The organism is Bacillus sp. FSL K6-2944 (assembly GCF_038005385.1).
Classification (GTDB): Bacteria; Bacillota; Bacilli; order Bacillales; family Bacillaceae_G; genus Bacillus_A; species Bacillus_A cereus.
Genome location: NZ_JBBOTE010000001.1, coordinates 206,699 through 225,446, shown reverse-complemented (window position 1 = coordinate 225,446; position 18,748 = coordinate 206,699). Strand labels below are relative to the sequence as shown.

The window sequence follows — 18,748 nt, the reverse complement described above, 5'->3', positions numbered from 1 at the left end:
GGGAATATATAACGACTTTTGCTGAAAAAGGGGGAAAATAACAAAAATAGCGCCGTCTAAAAATAACATTCATATTTTTCATTTCGTAATCATAATCCTATTTTTAAAAAACAATTTGTCAAAATGAAGGAGGAAATAAATATGGCGTGTGTACAAATTAAAGGAACGAGACAAGAGGTAGTAGAAATGCTGCAATTATTTGATCTAATGGATACGAAAGGTTTTTGTAAATTCGATAATTACGTAGAGGTAGAACCAAATACGCAAGAACATAATCATTTTATTGCTTCAATCGACATCCATTCAAATACTTCTTCTGCCCAAGATACATTAAACGATCAATTCGTTAGTCAAATGCTTACTGGCGTATATAACGACTAAACAGAGATTTACTTCCTACCATCTTTTCATAAATGCAGTGAACTTGAGCATACTAGCAATTAGATGGTAGGAGGTGAGAATTATGGCTAGAATTGGCGTTGAAAACTCATTAACAGACGTTCAACAAGCTCTTCAGCAACAAGGTCATGAAGTTGTTACACTTAACTCAGAACAGGATGCACAAGGGTGTGATTGTTGCGTTGTAACTGGGCAAGATTCTAATGTGATGGGCATTGCAGATACATCAATTAAAGGATCAGTCATTACAGCTCACGGTTTAACAACGGATGAAATTTGTCAACAAGTTGAAAGTCGCACTTGAAAAATGAAAGAGGACTCCTTTTAAAAGGAGTCCTCTTTTTTATATTCACCTAACGGGAAAGTAACATATACTGGATGAAAGCCCTACCTCTCTCTCATCATTACGGTTCCACTGACCGCTCCTTGATTCACTAGTATACATATATAGCTTACAAATACAATTTATAGGGTTTGTTCACAAAAGTTGTTGATAAAATTACCCGATCTTTCGCAAACTTTTCGTATTGCATTCATAAGAGATATTTACTTTACACTAGCTGTAACCGAGACACGAATTAAAATTCTAACACCAATACAATAACTTGTCAATATTTTTCCGCAAATTAAAAACAGACATTAACGGTTTGTCTGTTTTAGAATGGAGCTTTTTCTTTTATTACATATACAACAAAGCCGCTTACTAACATAAATAAGCCAACTACTAAGTTTTTGATATTAATCATAAATTCCTCTCCCTTATTCCACACATCATATATATTTACATTTCAATTATTCCGATCATCCTAAAGCGCACTTTTTCTAATATATCATAATTCCTAAAAAATGCAAGTTCACTTTTGACGACCATTCACAAATTTATCTACAGTGCTTGGTACAGTATTTAAAGCCTTTTCAATTAAATGTGTACTGCTGTTGAGATGTAATACTTGCACTCCATTAGAACCAACTACTAAAAAAGCTACTGGACTAATGGAAACCCCAGCCCCGCTTCCTCCTCCAAATGGATGCCCTTGTTTGTTCTCTTTATGCTGATTTTGCCCACCGTTATGTTTTTCAGTAATGAAATCCCCTTTAAAATCACTTCCACCAGCTCCAAAACCAAAAGCCACTTGAGATACTGTTAATACTACATTTCCGTCAGCTGTTGAAACCGGGCTCCCAACAATTGTATTTACATCTACCATCTCTTTTAAATTTGTCATTGCCGTTTTCATTAAATTTTCAATTGGATGTTCCATTATGTATTGCACCCTTTCCTCATTATTCCTTTTTATATTTTCCAAAATAGAGGAAGTCATACTAACTTTTCCTATTTCAAGAAAACATTTTCCTCCTTTTAAAAGATACTACTCCCTGTACATGCTCCGGTATAGTGAAACTTTAATCAGTGGGATGTGTACGTAGCTCGACTCTCACAAATAGCGGGATAAAAAAGAAAAAGAGATACATACTACTATTGAACCTTGTTATGAAAGGAGTCATGACTTTGACTGAGAAATTTGATGATTATAAAAGAAAAGATAGAATAGATAGTGATTATAGTGACTATAAAGAAGAGTACGCCGCTGAGGTTGCACCACAACGCATTGATTATGATTACGATGATAAAGACGATAAAGACGATAAAGATGTTGTAAAATCGTCCGCTGCTGGATCAACTGCTGGTTTTATTGCTCTTGCGCTATCTATCTTATCGCTATTTACATTTCCAACACTATTTGGTCTTGTTTCTGTTTTACTCGGTATTTACGCTTATAATCGCGGAGCTACTGTAACTGGCGGTATCGCTGCAGTTGTCGGTGGAATTGCTGCACTTATCGCAATTTTATTCCGAGTAGCACTTATTGGTCTATTGTTCTCCCTGTTCTAAAAAAGAAAAAGGTATCTCGCTTAACGCGGGATACCTTATCCTGTAAACACATCTTCCGATGGATATTTTATTTTTTGTTTTGCTGGTCGCGCTAAAGAGAACACAAGTGTTAATGGTCCAATTAATCCGCAGAACATAACAAACATAATAATACATTTTCCGAATGCCGATAGCTTTGCAGTAATTCCCATCGTTAATCCGACTGTGCCAAACGCTGATATTGTCTCAAATAATAATTGAATAAAGCTGAAGTTTTCTGTAAGCATTAATATGAATACCGCTGCTAAAATAAGTATTTGACTGGCAACAGCAATCGCTAAGGCCCTCGTTACTGTCGACATTTTAATTGTACGCTGAAATAAAACAATTTCCTCCTTTTTTCTAAAGAAAGAAAGGACAGATGTAATTAAGATAACAAACGTCGTTAATTTAATTCCTCCACCTGTCGATACACTTCCTGCACCAATAAACATTAAAATCATCGTAAATAATATAGATGATTCTTCCATACCTCCATAGTCAACCGTATTAAATCCAGCTGTCCGCGGAGTAATACCTTGAAAGAAGGAAGCCCATAGTTTTTCATTTAAAGATAAATTCCCTAACGTCTTCACATTATTATATTCCAATACAAAAATTACAATCATTGCTATAACATTTAGCACTACTGTTCCAATAATCATTATTTTTGAGTGAAGTGATAATTTTCGAAAACTGCGGCTATACCATATATCAATTAATACGGTAAAACCGAGTCCCCCAATTACAATTAAAGAGCAAATCCCAATATTAATAATAGGATCCCCTACATATCTTGTTAAATTATCTGGCCATAAAGCAAATCCTGCATTATTATAAGATGCAATTACATGAAAAATACTATAGTATAAACCTTTTCCAAAACCAAACTCTGGAATAAAGCGAAACGATAAAAAGATGACCCCAATAAGTTCAATACAAATCGAAAATATAAAGACACGCTTTACTAATTTTACAAGACCACCTATATTTGTTTGATTAAATGCTTCTCCAATTAATAAACGATGGCGTAATCCGATTTTTTTACCTAGTACCCAAACAATTAAAATGGCAATTGTCATAAGGCCTAGACCACCTGTTTGAATTAAAAACATAATAACAACATCGTAAATGTACTTGCTGTATCCACTACTCCCAAACCAGTTACGGTCGCTGCTGACGTTGCTGTAAAGAAAGCATCTACCCAACTAATATGTACTTTCGTTGCGAATGGTAATTTTAATAACAAACCGCCAACCACAATTAAGCAGAAAAAGCCTAATGCTAATATTTGTGGTGGGTTTAATCGTATAAGACGATTATACAGCCCTTGTTTTTTTGTTACGTCCATATCACTAACTCCCTTATTAAAGTGAAGCTTTCCCCTCATACAATAAAAAGCTTTTTAAAAGCCCTTAAATAATTGGGACAAACCTTATATTCTCATAATATAGTTGAGCATAATCCTTTTTTTCATAGATTACAACTTTTATTTATATTCAGATTCCTTTTCGTTTTATGCTGGAAAACTCTATATCCTAACTCAATATTGCTAGCAATAACAATTTCATATGTACTATTTTTCAAATCCCCATATCTTTCACTCTATGTTCACATAGAGGTCACATCCACCTTTTATAGTATATGTATCGAAGCTGTTCCTCCCTAATTTATAAGACATTCCCCAGTGTCTTTGAATAGCTTCCATCCCTAATTAAATTGACATAAATTGTCCCCTTCCTTGACCATCTTATATATGATGGTCTTATTTTTTTGTTTTCTCTATCTTTTATTCCGTTATTTGTGGGCAATAAACGCCCGATTGGTTAAAGCTAATAATCAACAGGGGATGAACAAAAAACACTCATTAAATTTTCATTTTATTTAAAACTCCCCCTCTCTTTCACTCTATATTCACACAGAGGTCACATCCACCTTTTATAGTATATGTATCGAAGTTGTTCCTCCCTAATTTATAAGACATTCCCCAGTGTCTTAAAGCAGCTTCCATCCCTAATTAAATTGACATAAATTGTCCCCTTCCTTGACCATCTTATATATGATGGTCTTATTTTTTTGTCTTTCTATCTTTTATTTAAAACTCCCTCTCTCTTTCACTCTATGTTCACACAGAGGTCACATCTACCTTTTATAGTATATGTATCGAAGTTGTTCCTCCCTAATTTATAAGACATTCCCCAGTGTCTTAAAGCAACTTCCATCCCTAATTAAATTGACATAAATTGTCCCCTTCCCTTGACCATCCTATGTGATGGTCTATTTTATTTTCCAAACACAAAATCAGTCTATCTACACTTAAACAAAAACGAAAAATTCAGAAAATATTGTCAAATTAGGTATTTTTTCGGTATAATTACTTTAGAAAGAAATTTCGCAAAAACAAAAGGGGGGATTTTATTGAAACAAACAAAAGCAATCTTAATCGCATTATTTCTAGGTCTAGTTGTTGGACTCACTCTAAATTTAGCTGCTCCATCTATCTTTGAGCCACTAAATCAATTTGTGTTCAACCCAATTGGTCAATTGTTTATTCGACTTATTAAAATGCTCGTTGTTCCTGTTGTGTTCATTTCTATCGTACTTGGTGCTGCCGGCCTTGGAGATCCGAAACAACTTGGAAGAATCGGTTTAAAATCAATTTCATTCTTTCTCGTAACAACTGCGGTTGCCATCTCTATAGCGGTTACATTTGCACTTATTATAAAACCAGGAGCTGGCGGTAATTTTAAAACAGAAGGTCTTAAGTATGAAGGTGCAAAAACTGAAACATCTTTCGTCGACACATTGCTAAATATCGTACCAGATAACCCAGCAAAAGCGATGGCTGACGGAAACATGTTACAAATCATTGCCTTTGCCGTATTGATTGGACTCGGTATAGCTATTTTAGGAAAACGAGTTCAAGGTATCCATTCATTACTTGAACAGGGCAACGAATTAATGATGTATCTTGTTAATCTCGTTATGAAATTAGCCCCAATTGGAACATTCGGTTTGCTCGCTTCATCCGTTGGTAAAATGGGGCTTGCAGGCGTCGCTGCGATGTTCAAGTATATGATTGTCGTTATGTTAGTACTCATTATTCACGGGGTCTTTGTATATGGCGGCTTATTAAAGGTATTAGCAAAAGAAAGTATTGTTCGTTTCTTTAAACATTTCGGACCAGTAATGGCAATTGGATTTAGTACATCTAGCTCTAATGCATCGCTTCCATTTGCAATGAAAACAGCACAAGATAAGCTTGGCGTTCCAAAAGCGATAAGCTCATTTGTACAACCACTAGGGGCAACTATTAATATGGATGGTACTGCCATTATGCAAGGGGTAGCCACTGTATTTATCGCTCAAGTATACGGGGTTGAACTTACATTACCGCAATTAGCTATGGTCGTATTAACTGCTGTACTAGCTAGTATCGGTACTGCTGGTGTACCTGGTGTTGGACTTGTAATGCTTACAATGGTTTTAAATCAAGTAAATCTACCAGTAGAAGGTATCGCTTTAATTATCGGTATTGACCGTATTTTAGATATGTCTAGAACAGCTGTAAACATTTCTGGTGATGCAATTTGCGCAATGATTGTCGCAAAATCAGAAGAAAAATATAATACGGATCAATCGGCAGCATCTTAAATCAAAAAAGGAGTGATGAATTTCACTCCTTTTTTGATTTACTCCCTTTTTTAGAACGATATTCTTTCCCTTTATTATCATTACCAGTTTCAAATTCAGTGCTAAATTCCTGATTAAACTGGCCGGACTTTGGTGATCCTTGATTACCGCTCCCTTTACTACCGTTACGATTCGTCATATTTCTCCCTCCCTTCCTTGTATTAGTAGTATGGCGCTCTATCTTTTTTCATACACATTTTATTTTTTAACATCTATTACACATGAAAGAAGACCTCCCATATATAAGGAAGATCTTCTATTTCATCACGTAAGCTTTTTCTTGTTTATAATCACTTAAATAAGTTTTTTGGAAATTGAAATCATTACATTCATTTCATCTTCTGAAAGTGCAGAGAATCTTTCTTGTAAATATTGTTTTTTCGCATCTTCCATTTTCGCAACTAAATCTTTCCCTTGTTCTGTAATCTCTAAATACACAACTCGGCGATCTGATGTAGAACGTGAACGAGTTACAAAACCTTTATTAATTAATTTTTCTGTAACAGCTGTAATATGACTATTCGACACATTTAATTCATTTGCTACACGCGATACCATTTCTTTATTCGTACGATTTAATATTCTCAGGACGATGAATTCATTCCACGGTATGTAACCACCAAATATTTTTCCGATATCATTACGCAATGTGCGAAACATAGCAAACACATTTGTCGATAGTTCTTCCATTAATTGCTCTCGATTTTGAGACAACTTTGACAGCTCCTTTTATTTCATTTAGTTAAATAAAAACCTTATTAATAATTTTACATGAAATCTTACTTTTTGTCACCTTATTTTCCCATAATTCGTAGTTTTTTAATATGTATTTCATGATAAAATGAAGTTAACTTCCAGAAAAAGGGGGTATCTTAATGCATGAGGAGGAGAAATTCTCAAATCTCAGCCTAAAAGATAAAACGATTATCATTAGTATTATTGCTCTTTTTCTCATTATAATTTTTGCATTTATATTTTTTGTATATGTAGGAATCTTTCAAATTACAGGTATAGAGTATAGTTCACGTATTGCGTTACTTCTCTTTTTTTTATTAATCACTTTCTTAGACAATATTACATTTTTCATCTTCAGTTTCTTCAAAGCGCTGCTATATCCACTGACACAAAACATGCCAAATTGGATTTCTATTACTCTTTTCTCATTCATTGAAATTACACTAGATTGGTTCGTCATTCATACTGCTGATGATTGGATAGAAAGCGTACAAATGTCCAACATAGCTGAATTATGTGTCGTACTATTCTTTTTCCTCTTAAATAAGTTATTAAGTGACGAGAAAGAGTAAGAATACAAGCTTTTCTATATAAAAATTGGTACAATGAAAGCAAATCTTACTAAAGAGGTGTTAATTATGAACTTACAACAATGGGCTGATAAAGGTATGTCCTTTGATACATATGTGAATGAAATGCAAGTAAACCAATACGAGCTACTACACATTTACAATAACTTTTTAATTCCAAATGAATTACTTCCTGTATTAGAAGAACGTCAAAATGACGGCTGGCGTGTTATCGTATTAACTGCTGATTGGTGTGGCGATGCTCTTTTATGCGTACCTGTTATGAAACGAATTTCTGAAGTTGCAAATATTGAAATGAGTTTATTAATTCGCGACGAAAACTTAGAATTAATGGATCAATATTTAACAAATGGAACAGCACGTGCGATTCCAATCTTTATTTTCATTGATAAAGATGGAAATGAACAAGCCGTCTTTGGACCACGCGCTCCAAAAGTACAAGAATTAGTAACTTCAATGCGCGCTACATTACCCGAAAAAGAAGATCCAACATTCGAAGAAAAACAAAAAGAAATGTATGCTAATTTCCGTGCTACATTAGCTGATGATACTTCTCTTTGGGAGCATGTAATGGAAAATATGGTGGAAAAAATAGTAAAATAAAAAACCTGCCGAGCTCGGCAGGTTTTTTTATTACATAATGAAGAAATAGAATACCGCAGCTAAAATGAAACGATAATAAGCGAACGGTGTTAGTTTCACACGAGATAATAATTTCAAGAATGAAACAATTGCAAGCATCGCAACAACGAATGCAGTTACAAATCCTGTTACAAATAGCGTTATATCTGCTGAGCTTAATACATCCCAGCTTTTAATTAAATCTAATCCACTTGCAGCTACCATCATCGGTACCGCTAAAATGAACGTATATTCAGCTGCCGCTGTATGCGACACGCGAGCTAATAAACCACCACTGATTGTAGAACCAGAACGAGAAAATCCTGGCCAAAGAGCTAAACATTGAAACATTCCAATTGTAAATGCCTGTTTATATGTGATTTCATCTAACGTTCTTGCTGTACTTGGTTTCGAAAACTTCTCAGCAACAATCATTAAAATACCACCGGCTACTAAGCTAATAACAACTGGTCCTGGACCAAATAAAACCTCTTTAATAGTGCTATGGAATAACACGCCAAGTATCCCAGCAGGAATCATCCCGATAATAATATGTAATAAATTTAACGATGGTCCGTCTGTTACTTTACCTATTCCAACTAACGACCATAGACGCTTCCAAAATATAACAACAACTGCTAAAATCGATCCCAATTGGATAACAACTTCAAAAACTTTCGCTCTCTCATCGTCAAATCCAATTAAATGTCCTGTTAAAATCATATGTCCTGTTGATGATACTGGTAGAAACTCTGTTAACCCTTCAACAGCACCCATGATTAAACCAATTAACCAATCAGCCACAAGTAGTGCCTCCTTAATAACAAATAATATGTAATTTTTTCACACCTTATCATAATACCTTATCCCTTTTCAAAGTGCATCCTTTTTTTATTGGCTTCATATGTTATAGGCGCGTATTTCTTTTCTAATCTTTGATTAAATTGTATGATAGTAAGAGTTTGTTTTTTTATACGGAAAGGGGATTTTATGAAAGAAACTACTTCATTCTCACAAAAGTTAAAGCAATTTGTATTACTATTTTTTCCGATTTTCGTAACACAAATGTCATTATTTGCGATGAGTTTTTTTGATACAACGATGTCAGGACATGCAAGTCCAACTGATTTAGCAGGTGTTGCAATTGGAACAAGTATATGGATTCCAGTTAGTACGGGGTTAACAGGAATTTTAATGGCTACTACTCCCATTGTTGCACAGCTCGTTGGATCCAAGAAAAAAGAGGACGTTCCCCACGTTGTCATACAAGCAGTTTATTTAGCAATTTGTGCTAGCTTCGTTGTTATCCTCATCGGTTTTTTCGTCGTTTCACCTATTTTAAATGGCATGCGCTTAGAAGAACCTGTGGAACGTATTGCAGCGCAATTTTTAAGTATTATCGCAATAGGAATTATACCTTTATTCACTTACACTGTTTTACGTGGATTTATTGATGCATTAGGAAAAACTCGAACAACGATGATTATTACATTATTATCATTACCAATTAACGTAATATTAAATTACCTATTAATTTTTGGTAACTTCGGTTTCCCAAAGCTTGGTGGTGTCGGAGCAGCAATTGCTTCCACTGCAACATATTGGTGCATTTTAATTATTACAGTCATTATTATTCAGACGAAAGAGCCTTTTGCCTCTTTCAACATTTTCAAACAATTATACCGACCTTCTCTTTCGAGTTGGAAAGCATTCTTAAAACTTGGCGTCCCTATCGGATTTGCTATCTTTTTTGAAACGAGTATTTTCGCTGCGGTAACGCTCATGATGAGTAATTTTAGTACGACAACTATTGCAGCTCACCAAGCAGCTATGAACTTTGCTTCCTTGTTATATATGACTCCGCTAAGTTTAGCAATGGCAATGACTATTGCGGTCGGATTCGAAGTTGGAGCAAAACGTTACGATAATGCAAAACAATACGGATTGATTGGAATTGGATTAGCCCTTGCCTTTGCTTTATTATATTCGATTCTTCTCTACTTCTTTGATGATCAAATTGCTTCTATTTATACGACAGATGCAAAAGTTCATCATTTAGCAAAAGAATTTCTTATCTTTGCAATTTTATTTCAAATTTCAGATGCAATTGCAACCCCTGTACAAGGAGCTTTGCGTGGTTATAAAGATGTAAATGTTGCTCTAATTATGACTTTAATTGCTTATTGGATAATAGGTCTACCACTAGGTTACATATTAGCGACGTATACAGAATGGGCCGCGAAAGGCTATTGGATCGGTCTTATTATCGGTCTAGCATTTGGCGCTGCCTTCCTACTTATCCGTCTCTTTCAAGTACAACGAAAATATACAACACAAAACAGCCGCTAATAATAAAGCGGCTGTTTTCTTTATGCATATTTTTTCTTGTAACGTATAATATAATGAAAAAGAAAGGTGGGTACATATGGACGACAAAGAAAAAAAGCAATCATTCGATGAAGAATTTGCCCCTGAAATTTCACCTGGATATCGGCAAGATGTACATAAGCCACCTAAATATAAAAACACTTCGTTTTTAATGGGCATTACCATTTTCGCTGCTGTATTACTCATACTTATCATTTTCGTTTATTTTTGATGAAAGGTGGCCTATTATATGAAGAAACAAGATTCCAATCGTTCAAAAAGAACTGTTAAAACACAAAAAGGATATGCAGGAGATTCTGTTCATACTCTTAAACAAGTCGAGCAAGGGAATTTATATATTGCTCAAAAAGAACTTGGTCAACAAAATGAAAATCTTTAAAGGCCCTTTATTCCTTGAGGGCCTTTTTATTCCGCATTAAGTAGTACACCCCCAAATGATCTATTGAGCAATGAATTTCCTTTATTGTACGCGCTGCTTTTGTTCTAGCACCATAAATCTATTATTAACCTTTACAATTTTCACTTCATAATTCAATTTCATTTCGCCTCTCTTACTCTTATCATTTTCAGTACCCGCAACGTACGCTACAGCTTGATAAAGAAAACTCTCATTGGTCTCTTCACGTATCTCCTCGCTTGTAAATTTATACTCTAAATCTCGAAAACGATTTGGATAATAATTTCCCATTAATTGTTCATACCCTCTATTTAAAAATAGTTCTTCACCTTTTCGTTTCACATCTTCTTTATTATTAAACTCAAACACTGATAGTTGTTCAGTCACAAAATGCTCTCCTACCTTTTTCATTTCATTATGAGTTAAATTTTCTATACTTTTGTTCTTTAATTCCTTATTTAACTCGTACTGATCAATCGGTTTAAAGGTAGCAAAAACCTCCTCTTTATATGACCAAAACAATACAAAAGCGATACATAGAGAAATGATTAACAGTCTTTTTTTCGTAATACTCCCGCCCTTCTTCATAATAATAGATATATTTTAACATATAGAAAGAAAATTCTGATATCATAAAATAGAATAACTTAACTCAGAAACGAGGAACAATTATGGACTCTTACAAACATTATATAAAAGAAGCTTTGCCTAATCTTTCTATACATTCATATAAACAAAATGAAGAAGGATGGGATAATGTAGCAGTTATAGTAAATGATGAGCTACTGTTTCGTTTCCCGCGAAAACAGGAATATGCGATGCGAATTCCGTTAGAAAAAGAACTATGCGCAATTCTCACTCAATCACTACAAGAAATCGAAGTTCCACAATATCACCTAATTTATAAAAATGAATCTGATGAGGTTCCTCTTTGTAGTTACTATACTCTCATTCATGGTGAACCATTAAAAACAGAAACAGTTGCCACGCTGGAGGATACAGAGCTGAAAGCAATTATTACACAATTAGCTACTTTCCTTGCGGTACTACATAGTATTCCTTTACACCAAGTTACAACGCTATGTTTCCCTATTGAAAAAACATGTACCTACTGGAAAGAGCTACAAACAAAATTAAACCAATATCTCACTACTAGCCTTACTTCATTACAGAAACTAGCCTTAAATCGCTTATTTGAAAATTTCTTTGCATGTTTAGCTACATCCACTTTTCAAAACACAATCATTCACGCTGATTTTACTCATCATCACATTTTATTTAACAAGCATAACAAAAGCATTTCAGGTGTTATCGATTTTGGTGATGCGCAAATTGGCGATCCTGCTTTTGATTTTGCAGGACTATATTATGATTTCGGAGATGAGTTTACTACATCTGTATATGAACAGTACAGTACACTTATTTCTCATCATGATCCATTACTCATTCATCGTATTACTACCTTTTATCAATACAGTCCTTTACTACATAATATTATTTATAACTTTGAGTCAGAGAATGAACTCGAATTCATTACAGGCACAGAACAGCTAAAAACGATATTACAGGGATGAGATTACATTCTCTCCCTATATACTCTCTCCTCATACATCATTAACTTTTTATCCATTTCAACAATAACTTTATACAATTGAAACGCCCGTAAAATTTGCAGTTGAATTTCAAAAGGAGCATTTTGTTCTTTTAACCATTGAAATACTTTTGTTTCATCTTTCATTGATTATTCCTCCCTTTATTCTGCTATTTGTGGGTAGCCCGATTAATGAGGGCTGATAATCAGTGGGTGATTGACAAAACCCCCACTGATTAAAGTTTCACTTTATTAAAATCTGCTACAAATATACCGTAAATGATGAAAAGCTTTTCATGTCAATAACAAAAAAGGATACAAAGTTGCATCCTTTAATGAACTATATTTTTCTTCTGTTTCGCTTCTGTCTTTACTTCTTCCCCTTGGCATTCACTACGAAACGCACAACTTATACACTCAGAACGAAAATGACGCTCTGTATAATGCTCAGGTTGCTCTAACATTTCTTTCATTCTAGATAAATCAGCCATTCCAGTTATAATATCTTCCTGTTTCGGAATGTACTCATACTTAGTTCCTTCTATTAAATTAATAACTTCAATTTTTCCTGGAAGAACTCCGAAAGCTTTATAACTGAATACTGTCATTAGCTTCTGACAAAGAGCAAGCATTTCCTCATCTGCATCGACAACATACTTTTTAATTACAAACGACTCAGCACTCCACTCACCAACTTCAAATGTCAATGACATGTGGACACCTAACTCATCTACTATCTATAAAACTTAAACTGCCTAAAGGCGCTACAAACCGCTACATTACACAGTTTTTCGCTTCACCTAAAATTATAAATGGCAACACTTTTCTAGTTATTTGTGACCAAATCCGTTACCGAAAAACTCAAGATTAAACCAATAAAAAAATAAAGAGCACAGCGTGTTAATAAGGTGGTGAGACACCTTATTAACCGTCCGCCTAACGTAACTAGGCAAACACTTGCTGCACTCATGCGTACATGTTCATTTTACCGTACGTATGGGTTCCTCCGCAACAGTTTGCTTACATTTTGTGGCATTCTGTTGCTTTTTTATTATCGGAGGAGAAGAGACCTATGAAAAAACTAACTGCCTATAATGCAGATGTTCAAAAGCATATGCAACAAAACCACTTAAGTACTCACAAAAAAAATGAAATCATAGATGCTATGAGAAAACGTATCGACGATACGAATCAAAGTTTTGAAAGTTTATTTCCTTCACGATCTAAACGAAAAGATGTGGCGGACCATATTATTTATATGCTATCAGGAAATGGCATATGCAAAATTTCAGCTGAAACATTAACAAATAAAGCGGACTGTTCTGTGAGAACTGTGACTGACGCTGTTCGTGCATTAAAACAACTAGGTGACATCCTAGTCGCTGGATTAGCTGACGGTAAGAATAAATATGTATTTGTATTAAAGACACACCCTAATTTCACAACAATCTTGAAAGAAGTATTTTACATAGATGCCGACCAAATTGCTGAACTGAATGCCGAACAGGTTGCCGAACAGAAAAATCCTGAAACCGTTGAGGCTGTAATGTTAGAGGACGAAAAAACGACTTCTAACTATAATAACTCTATTAACTCTTTTAATTCTTTAAAACAAGAAAAAAATAATAATAGAGTATCTCTAATAGAATCCATCGAAAACGAGTTACAAGAAGCACAAAACGATCGACAAAAAGAATTCGAAAGAGTCCATACGTATTTTGTAAATGAATACCAAGAAAGGATGTACCACACAATCAAAGCTGGAACATATCATCCTGCTTTAAAAGCTAACGCATCGATTATTGGGCTACGTGTGGGTAGCAATTGTGATCAAAGCCTATTTCGTCTTGCGTTCAATGTACTAGGAAAAATTGATAGATTCCTAAAAAACAACGGTACTCTTACGGACAGTGTACAAGCTCTATTTTCTCGTGTGTATTCGGATAATACCAAACTATCTAATGCACCTAAAAAAGCGCATACAGGTTCTTCTGATGTACATAACCAACAATCACCGTTCATTTTTTACAACTGGCTAGAAGACACTAGCTCAAGAGAACCATCCACAAATACAATAGACAGCTCTCTTGTGCCAGGTGTGTATTACAAGATATCAAAAGAAGAAGCTGATGAAATGGGGCTGTATTAAAGAGCAGATATCCTGATTTTGCTTTATAATTCAGGTATAACATGAACTTTTACATATACACCTTGCTTCACAGCGAATTGTTCGAGTGTCTTTTGCCTGTATGCAGTAAGTGTAAAGAAATGAATAATTGGCACTTTGCCATTGTATTTATTTTTGTAATACGTGGTAAATTCGCCATATCTATTTATTTTTTCACTGTTGCTATTCATCATCTGTGTACGATCTATTTCAACTGCGTTTAATATGCCATCGGCATCTCGGAATTTCACATCAGGAATAATCGTTTTCTTTTTGCCACCTTCTTTATAGCGTATAGGTGCTTCTATCTGCCAATCATCAGGACAAAACAGATTCAGCCAAACTTCGTTTCTCATGAGACTATGTGCTAAACGAATAGTTGGGACAACTTTTTCTGTATCATCGAATAGTGCACGCCCTTGTTTATTTAAATAATATACATGCTCTTTTTTATAAACGGTACTGTTTACATATGGGCTTAAATCCTTTAGAATTCGATTTGCGTTTCGAGTTCCTCCCATATCATGAATTGCCATTAAGTGTCTTCTGGTTGCGAATTTCAGTTTTCTAATCGAGGTCAAAATCGTCATCTGACGGTTCATCTTGATGTGTGTCTGTATATGCATCCCTTTCCACCTCGTATTGTTTTAATACCTCCCACATTTGTTCATTTGAGATATATGGGACTTGAATTTCTGTTAATCTATCTGTTTTAAAAAGCGCACGTCCAGGTATACTTTGTATAGATTCTAAACCTGCTTCATCAATTACCACTTGAGAAGCCGTTTGAGTCGGTAAGCGAAATCCTAATTTCGCATCGCTATTTTGCTTCACTTGACGCGGTAAAGTATCACCAGTCGGGTATTGGGTACAAAATATCAGCCTAAAACCGAGAGCTCCGCCAATTCGTGCTATGTGAGAAAGCATTTGCTGACAAGCGCCTAGTAATTTTTGTTGCTCTTTACTCATGTTTTTATCCGGACAAAGTTCTGCCCCTTCATCCACAATAATAAAATAACGGTCTCTTATATTGGTTTCTACTACATTCGTATAATGGTGTTCTTTCATAAACAACATTTTTTCTTCCATCTTTTTTAGAATTGTATGCAAGACTTGAAAGGCTTCCACGGGCTTTTCTGCAATAGACTCTACTTGTTTTATGTTCTGATAAGGCCCAAACTCTAATCCGCCTTTTAAATCAATGATATATAAGTGCGTATGATCAGCTTGTGCCGTAATAAGAGATGTCATCACGTTTTTCAAGAATACAGTCTTCCCCATACGAGTTAATCCACCTAACGTCATATGGGGTGTTTTATCAAAATCGTGATACATTAATTCTTCTAAACTTTGCCCTATAGGCACAAGCCATTTTCCTTTTTCAACTAATGTTTTTGACCATTTCCATTTCTCAGGTATGTCTTTATGAAATACTCGAATGCTTAGTCTGTAGTTGTCATAATGAATTCGAACAGGCTTATTCAACCCTTCACTCACCACATCTTCAACTTTTCGAATGATTTTACTTGGCATACCAACAGGTAATTCATAGACATATGTTGTACTTCGATCGTCGTACATTTGTTTTTGAAACTTTGGGTAATGAAGTTGATTATCTTTTTTTATCGCAATTCCTGATACCTCAAAAAACACTTGTATTTTCTTTTTATCATCTATTTTCTTTTTAAACCGATCACTTACAAAAGCCAAAGTTAACGCTGTCGTCGGGATCATTAATAATTCCAGCATAAACATTTCCCCTTCAGATATCCTATAAGGATATCATTGCACTTTGTTGGAAGAGAGCCGAACAAACCTTTTCCTTTATGACGCCTATCGTCCCGCTCTGCCACATCGCCTTCCATCATAGAAACATACCTAGAACAGAACGTAGAAGATATAAGAACGACCCTGTAAGCGTGGTATACAAGGTCATACCTGGAAGCCAATGTGGAACATTTATCCCCATTTTTTCCGCTGCCTTCATGGTAACTACAGACAAGCCTGTTGCCGTCCAAATAATAACCGCTTCCCCTGCAAGAGTCATGATTATTCCTCCTCATCCTTTTCTCGAAAATTCACGCCTGATTTCGTAGCCACAATTTCATATCGCTCCATTAAATCTTGCCAGTCAAGGATATCTTCTTCCTCTCCATACAAATCCTCTGCAACCATTTGCGATAAACTGAAATATCCTTTGTACTCTTTGTTATCAAATACTTCGTGATTTTTCATGTGGTTGAGAATAGATTCTGTTTCCGCTCTCGATCTAGCGTGATTATACATGCGACGCAATTCATTTGATGAATATAAATATGGAGTTACATTGAGGTAACCATACTGAGTACGCATATATCCCCCCTCCCCTCTTGCTATCTTTGATGCCATTTGGAATTCCAAGTAGAATTCTTCGTGGGCTTCCAAATGGAAGTAATATAGGTATATGATATGGAAGAAGGATTATTGCTTGTCAATGTGAATTTAGTTTAATTTTTATTTAAATTATATTTAACAGGTAATTCCTATTTTTTAGTGAATATATTTGTAGGTGATGCTAATGATCGAATTAAAAAGTAATATAGGAGAATTAGTACAAAAAAGAGGTTTAAAAGGAAGGTGGATTGCGCAACAATTAAAGGTTACCCCTAGTCAAGTGAGTAATTATATACAAGGCCGTTCATTCCCCACAGTTGACAAAGCCTTTCAACTGGCCGAAATATTAGACTGTAAAGTAGATGATTTATACGAAAAAATTAATAAGCAACCATAATCACTCATAAAACAAAAAAATCCGTCTCTTTTGAGGCGGATTCTTCCCAGTAAAAAAATTACATATATGAAATGGAGTAATCTGAATATACTTTATTTTCATCTAACAGTCAATATTGAGTTCTATCCTTCGCAACTATTACATATACTGTTTATGCGACTGGAAAGTTACTATATAAAGCGCCTTTACCGGGAAGGGGCTTTTTTGTTCTATTTCAGATTCATTGACCATATACATATATTGCCGACTCCGTAAAACGTTTCAATAAGCGATTGAGCATTCTCTCCCAACCTGAGATTGCTCTCTTTTTCATTGGTTGCATATTTTTCATCCTAATTACATACACTTCTACTACATGAGGAAAACATCAACGATTTTCTTCACCCGAAGAGCACCTTCACCTCACTCCGAAGGTGCTCTTTCTTATGTGATTCCCTACGTCTCGCCATCATTCGAGAATTTTACATGTGCCATTCCATTTTTCCTCGTCAAGGTTCGTTAGGCTTCCCTAATCTTCTTTACCCCTCAAACCTCACATACTCCCCAGACACCCATTGGTCACCGCCAACGTTATACCAACCATTTTGAACACCCCAAGATTGATAGCATTCCCCTCGGTACACATTCTTTACAATCCCATAATTCGTTCCTGGTCCTCTGCGAACCCGTAATACATCTGCTGTAATCGTAACTACCCCTACACCATTATTAGATGGTTGTGTAGATGTACCCGCACCATTATGATTAGAACCGCCCGTAACAGTTTGTCCAGTCAAAGCGTATACGATTGAATTCGCAATCTTATCCACATTCCATTTCTCCATATCCGCATCGTTATCGATAAATCCTAATTCAATTAAGATAGCTGGGGCTTTTGTCCCTCGAAGTACAGCAAGGTCTTTACGCTCTTTCGCACCCCGATTAGACCAACCGATATCTTTCGATAATTGAGCTGAAACCTTATCAGCTAGCGCTTGTTGATCGTAGTACAAGACCTCGACGCCATTAGCAGATCCGTTATAAGCGTTTAAGTGAAATGAAATTACAAGGTCCACACTATGAGAATTACAGTTACGAACGATGTTATTTAAGTTTTGCGCTTGAGTAGAACCTGTTTCATCCGTATCATCGTACACTGTATGACCTAGCGCACGTAACTTAGCTGCAACCGCGTCTTTAACCAGACGATCCATTACATGCTCTTTTCTATCCCCCCAATTAGCACCTTGTACAATACGATTGTGACCACCATGTAAACTATATGTAGCCATTACTCCACATCCCCTTTCTCATTTCCTTCATGATCTGACCAAATTCCTAAGGCAATTCCTACAGTTAACAAGTAAGGTGCCAATTCATCTAAAAAAATCTTCGCCTCTGGTAAACCAAACTTCGTACATACAAAACCAAGCAATGAAAAAACCGCAACCCATGTTTTCCAGTTGCGGAATCGTTTTTTGATATTTTCTTTTGATACATTCATGT

The 18,748-nt window shown here is 35.3% G+C and carries 24 protein-coding genes and 3 pseudogenes; 12 read left to right on the top strand and 15 right to left on the bottom strand.

Going from position 1 to position 18,748, the window contains the following annotated elements:
• Positions 1-141 precede the first annotated feature (141 nt).
• Entirely contained in the window at positions 142-381 is a 240-nt protein-coding gene (locus MHH55_RS01265) for a DUF3911 family protein (protein WP_000752514.1), read from the top strand.
• An 82-nt stretch (positions 382-463) separates the two neighbouring features.
• On the top strand, positions 464-703 hold the full coding sequence (locus tag MHH55_RS01260) for a YkuS family protein (RefSeq protein WP_000101022.1): 240 nt from the start codon (positions 464-466) through the stop codon (positions 701-703).
• 352 nt (positions 704-1,055) lie between these two features.
• Here MHH55_RS01260 and MHH55_RS01255 read toward each other — a convergent pair whose 3' ends face one another.
• Both MHH55_RS01255 and ytfJ read right to left on the bottom strand, forming a co-directional pair.
• Positions 1,056-1,145 (bottom strand): hypothetical protein, encoded by a 90-nt coding sequence (locus MHH55_RS01255; RefSeq protein ID WP_000608227.1) that lies wholly within the window; start codon positions 1,143-1,145, stop codon positions 1,056-1,058.
• A gap of 108 nt (positions 1,146-1,253) precedes the next feature.
• A complete protein-coding gene (ytfJ, locus tag MHH55_RS01250; protein WP_000204234.1) occupies positions 1,254-1,721 on the bottom strand; it encodes a GerW family sporulation protein in 468 nt (155 codons plus the stop codon).
• 188 nt (positions 1,722-1,909) lie between these two features.
• Here ytfJ and MHH55_RS01245 point away from each other — a divergent pair, with 188 nt between their 5' ends.
• Complete coding sequence (locus MHH55_RS01245) at positions 1,910-2,293, top strand: hypothetical protein (protein ID WP_017657111.1); 384 nt, start codon at positions 1,910-1,912, stop codon at positions 2,291-2,293.
• 35 nt (positions 2,294-2,328) lie between these two features.
• Here MHH55_RS01245 and MHH55_RS01240 read toward each other — a convergent pair.
• Positions 2,329-3,662 (bottom strand): annotated as a pseudogene (locus MHH55_RS01240) (TrkH family potassium uptake protein).
• A 1,067-nt stretch (positions 3,663-4,729) separates the two neighbouring features.
• Here MHH55_RS01240 and MHH55_RS01235 point away from each other — a divergent pair.
• Complete coding sequence (locus MHH55_RS01235) at positions 4,730-5,965, top strand: dicarboxylate/amino acid:cation symporter (protein ID WP_000814802.1); 1,236 nt, start codon at positions 4,730-4,732, stop codon at positions 5,963-5,965.
• 22 nt (positions 5,966-5,987) lie between these two features.
• Here the strand turns inward: MHH55_RS01235 and MHH55_RS01230 are convergent, their stop codons facing one another.
• Both MHH55_RS01230 and MHH55_RS01225 read right to left on the bottom strand, forming a co-directional pair.
• Positions 5,988-6,143: a hypothetical protein gene (locus MHH55_RS01230; protein WP_000184928.1), complete on the bottom strand. Its 156-nt coding sequence runs from the start codon at positions 6,141-6,143 to the stop codon at positions 5,988-5,990.
• Positions 6,144-6,298: 155 nt separating this feature from the next.
• Positions 6,299-6,718, bottom strand: coding sequence for a MarR family winged helix-turn-helix transcriptional regulator (locus MHH55_RS01225; RefSeq protein WP_000081432.1), 420 nt, complete (start codon positions 6,716-6,718; stop codon positions 6,299-6,301).
• A 161-nt stretch (positions 6,719-6,879) separates the two neighbouring features.
• Here MHH55_RS01225 and MHH55_RS01220 point away from each other — a divergent pair, with 161 nt between their 5' ends.
• Positions 6,880-7,311, top strand: a complete 432-nt coding sequence (locus tag MHH55_RS01220; RefSeq protein ID WP_078186281.1) for a YrvL family regulatory protein — start codon at positions 6,880-6,882, stop codon at positions 7,309-7,311.
• Between the two features lie 33 nt (positions 7,312-7,344).
• Entirely contained in the window at positions 7,345-7,932 is a 588-nt protein-coding gene (locus tag MHH55_RS01215) for a thioredoxin family protein (protein ID WP_002040836.1), read from the top strand.
• A 30-nt stretch (positions 7,933-7,962) separates the two neighbouring features.
• On the opposite strand, the gene uppP is transcribed toward MHH55_RS01215, so the two are convergent.
• Positions 7,963-8,754 (bottom strand): bacitracin resistance undecaprenyl-diphosphatase, encoded by a 792-nt coding sequence (gene uppP / locus MHH55_RS01210; RefSeq protein WP_000796253.1) that lies wholly within the window; start codon positions 8,752-8,754, stop codon positions 7,963-7,965.
• A gap of 186 nt (positions 8,755-8,940) precedes the next feature.
• Here uppP and MHH55_RS01205 point away from each other — a divergent pair, with 186 nt between their 5' ends.
• The 3 genes from MHH55_RS01205 (at position 8,941) to MHH55_RS01195 (ending at position 10,717) form a co-directional block, all read left to right on the top strand.
• Positions 8,941-10,299 (top strand): MATE family efflux transporter, encoded by a 1,359-nt coding sequence (locus tag MHH55_RS01205; protein ID WP_000665548.1) that lies wholly within the window; start codon positions 8,941-8,943, stop codon positions 10,297-10,299.
• A 76-nt stretch (positions 10,300-10,375) separates the two neighbouring features.
• Positions 10,376-10,549, top strand: a complete 174-nt coding sequence (locus tag MHH55_RS01200) for a hypothetical protein (RefSeq protein ID WP_000341062.1) — start codon at positions 10,376-10,378, stop codon at positions 10,547-10,549.
• Positions 10,550-10,567: 18 nt separating this feature from the next.
• On the top strand, positions 10,568-10,717 hold the full coding sequence (locus MHH55_RS01195; protein WP_000743742.1) for a hypothetical protein: 150 nt from the start codon (positions 10,568-10,570) through the stop codon (positions 10,715-10,717).
• Between the two features lie 81 nt (positions 10,718-10,798).
• Here the strand turns inward: MHH55_RS01195 and MHH55_RS01190 are convergent, their stop codons facing one another.
• Complete coding sequence (locus MHH55_RS01190) at positions 10,799-11,323, bottom strand: hypothetical protein (protein ID WP_048538170.1); 525 nt, start codon at positions 11,321-11,323, stop codon at positions 10,799-10,801.
• An 83-nt stretch (positions 11,324-11,406) separates the two neighbouring features.
• Between MHH55_RS01190 and MHH55_RS01185 the strand changes: the two genes are divergently transcribed.
• Positions 11,407-12,309 (top strand): aminoglycoside phosphotransferase family protein, encoded by a 903-nt coding sequence (locus MHH55_RS01185; protein WP_000378985.1) that lies wholly within the window; start codon positions 11,407-11,409, stop codon positions 12,307-12,309.
• 2 nt (positions 12,310-12,311) lie between these two features.
• Here MHH55_RS01185 and MHH55_RS01180 read toward each other — a convergent pair whose 3' ends face one another.
• Both MHH55_RS01180 and MHH55_RS01175 read right to left on the bottom strand, forming a co-directional pair.
• Positions 12,312-12,473, bottom strand: a complete 162-nt coding sequence (locus MHH55_RS01180) for a hypothetical protein (protein ID WP_078186282.1) — start codon at positions 12,471-12,473, stop codon at positions 12,312-12,314.
• Positions 12,474-12,658: 185 nt separating this feature from the next.
• Positions 12,659-13,060, bottom strand: a pseudogene (locus tag MHH55_RS01175) (hypothetical protein); the annotation flags it as partial.
• A gap of 338 nt (positions 13,061-13,398) precedes the next feature.
• Here MHH55_RS01175 and MHH55_RS01170 point away from each other — a divergent pair.
• The gene (locus MHH55_RS01170; RefSeq protein ID WP_078186284.1) at positions 13,399-14,475 is read left to right on the top strand and encodes a cytosolic protein; all 1,077 of its coding nucleotides are present in this window, start codon (positions 13,399-13,401) and stop codon (positions 14,473-14,475) included.
• A gap of 23 nt (positions 14,476-14,498) precedes the next feature.
• On the opposite strand, the gene MHH55_RS01165 is transcribed toward MHH55_RS01170, so the two are convergent.
• The 4 genes from MHH55_RS01165 to MHH55_RS01150 all read right to left on the bottom strand — a co-directional run bounded on the left by MHH55_RS01165 (position 14,499) and on the right by MHH55_RS01150 (position 16,845).
• Positions 14,499-15,119, bottom strand: coding sequence for a replication-relaxation family protein (locus MHH55_RS01165; RefSeq protein ID WP_078186285.1), 621 nt, complete (start codon positions 15,117-15,119; stop codon positions 14,499-14,501).
• Positions 15,061-16,242: an FtsK/SpoIIIE domain-containing protein gene (locus MHH55_RS01160; RefSeq protein WP_078186286.1), complete on the bottom strand. Its 1,182-nt coding sequence runs from the start codon at positions 16,240-16,242 to the stop codon at positions 15,061-15,063. Before MHH55_RS01160 ends, MHH55_RS01165 begins: the two co-directional genes overlap by 59 nt.
• 115 nt (positions 16,243-16,357) lie before the next feature.
• The gene (locus MHH55_RS01155; protein ID WP_078186287.1) at positions 16,358-16,540 is read right to left on the bottom strand and encodes a hypothetical protein; all 183 of its coding nucleotides are present in this window, start codon (positions 16,538-16,540) and stop codon (positions 16,358-16,360) included.
• 2 nt (positions 16,541-16,542) lie between these two features.
• On the bottom strand, positions 16,543-16,845 hold the full coding sequence (locus MHH55_RS01150) for a hypothetical protein (RefSeq protein WP_078186288.1): 303 nt from the start codon (positions 16,843-16,845) through the stop codon (positions 16,543-16,545).
• A gap of 205 nt (positions 16,846-17,050) precedes the next feature.
• Here MHH55_RS01150 and MHH55_RS01145 point away from each other — a divergent pair, with 205 nt between their 5' ends.
• Positions 17,051-17,263, top strand: a complete 213-nt coding sequence (locus MHH55_RS01145; RefSeq protein WP_078186289.1) for a helix-turn-helix domain-containing protein — start codon at positions 17,051-17,053, stop codon at positions 17,261-17,263.
• Positions 17,264-18,009: 746 nt separating this feature from the next.
• Here the strand turns inward: MHH55_RS01145 and MHH55_RS01135 are convergent.
• Together MHH55_RS01135 and MHH55_RS01130 are read right to left on the bottom strand one after the other, a co-directional pair.
• Positions 18,010-18,534: pseudogene (locus MHH55_RS01135) on the bottom strand (N-acetylmuramoyl-L-alanine amidase); the annotation flags it as partial.
• On the bottom strand, positions 18,534-18,746 hold the full coding sequence (locus MHH55_RS01130; protein WP_139362408.1) for a hypothetical protein: 213 nt from the start codon (positions 18,744-18,746) through the stop codon (positions 18,534-18,536). The pseudogene MHH55_RS01135 and the gene MHH55_RS01130, both read right to left, overlap by 1 nt.
• Positions 18,747-18,748 lie beyond the last annotated feature (2 nt).

Excerpts from the sequence above, each read along its gene's own strand:
- MHH55_RS01205 (WP_000665548.1), top strand. The coding sequence starts at position 8,941 with ATGAAAGAAACTACTTCATTCTCACAAAAGTTAAAGCAATTTGTATTA.
- MHH55_RS01185 (WP_000378985.1), top strand. The coding sequence starts at position 11,407 with ATGGACTCTTACAAACATTATATAAAAGAAGCTTTGCCTAATCTTTCT.
- MHH55_RS01165 (WP_078186285.1), bottom strand. The coding sequence starts at position 15,119 with ATGCATATACAGACACACATCAAGATGAACCGTCAGATGACGATTTTG.
- MHH55_RS01195 (WP_000743742.1), top strand. The coding sequence starts at position 10,568 with ATGAAGAAACAAGATTCCAATCGTTCAAAAAGAACTGTTAAAACACAA.
- MHH55_RS01150 (WP_078186288.1), bottom strand. The coding sequence starts at position 16,845 with ATGCGTACTCAGTATGGTTACCTCAATGTAACTCCATATTTATATTCA.
- MHH55_RS01215 (WP_002040836.1), top strand. The coding sequence starts at position 7,345 with ATGAAAGCAAATCTTACTAAAGAGGTGTTAATTATGAACTTACAACAA.
- MHH55_RS01220 (WP_078186281.1), top strand. The coding sequence starts at position 6,880 with ATGCATGAGGAGGAGAAATTCTCAAATCTCAGCCTAAAAGATAAAACG.
- MHH55_RS01170 (WP_078186284.1), top strand. The coding sequence starts at position 13,399 with ATGAAAAAACTAACTGCCTATAATGCAGATGTTCAAAAGCATATGCAA.
- MHH55_RS01160 (WP_078186286.1), bottom strand. The coding sequence starts at position 16,242 with ATGCTGGAATTATTAATGATCCCGACGACAGCGTTAACTTTGGCTTTT.
- MHH55_RS01190 (WP_048538170.1), bottom strand. The coding sequence starts at position 11,323 with ATGAAGAAGGGCGGGAGTATTACGAAAAAAAGACTGTTAATCATTTCT.
- MHH55_RS01130 (WP_139362408.1), bottom strand. The coding sequence starts at position 18,746 with ATGAATGTATCAAAAGAAAATATCAAAAAACGATTCCGCAACTGGAAA.
- ytfJ (WP_000204234.1), bottom strand. The coding sequence starts at position 1,721 with ATGACTTCCTCTATTTTGGAAAATATAAAAAGGAATAATGAGGAAAGG.
- MHH55_RS01265 (WP_000752514.1), top strand. The coding sequence starts at position 142 with ATGGCGTGTGTACAAATTAAAGGAACGAGACAAGAGGTAGTAGAAATG.
- MHH55_RS01255 (WP_000608227.1), bottom strand. The coding sequence starts at position 1,145 with ATGATTAATATCAAAAACTTAGTAGTTGGCTTATTTATGTTAGTAAGC.
- MHH55_RS01230 (WP_000184928.1), bottom strand. The coding sequence starts at position 6,143 with ATGACGAATCGTAACGGTAGTAAAGGGAGCGGTAATCAAGGATCACCA.
- MHH55_RS01180 (WP_078186282.1), bottom strand. The coding sequence starts at position 12,473 with ATGAAAGATGAAACAAAAGTATTTCAATGGTTAAAAGAACAAAATGCT.
- MHH55_RS01200 (WP_000341062.1), top strand. The coding sequence starts at position 10,376 with ATGGACGACAAAGAAAAAAAGCAATCATTCGATGAAGAATTTGCCCCT.
- MHH55_RS01145 (WP_078186289.1), top strand. The coding sequence starts at position 17,051 with ATGATCGAATTAAAAAGTAATATAGGAGAATTAGTACAAAAAAGAGGT.
- MHH55_RS01155 (WP_078186287.1), bottom strand. The coding sequence starts at position 16,540 with ATGACTCTTGCAGGGGAAGCGGTTATTATTTGGACGGCAACAGGCTTG.
- MHH55_RS01260 (WP_000101022.1), top strand. The coding sequence starts at position 464 with ATGGCTAGAATTGGCGTTGAAAACTCATTAACAGACGTTCAACAAGCT.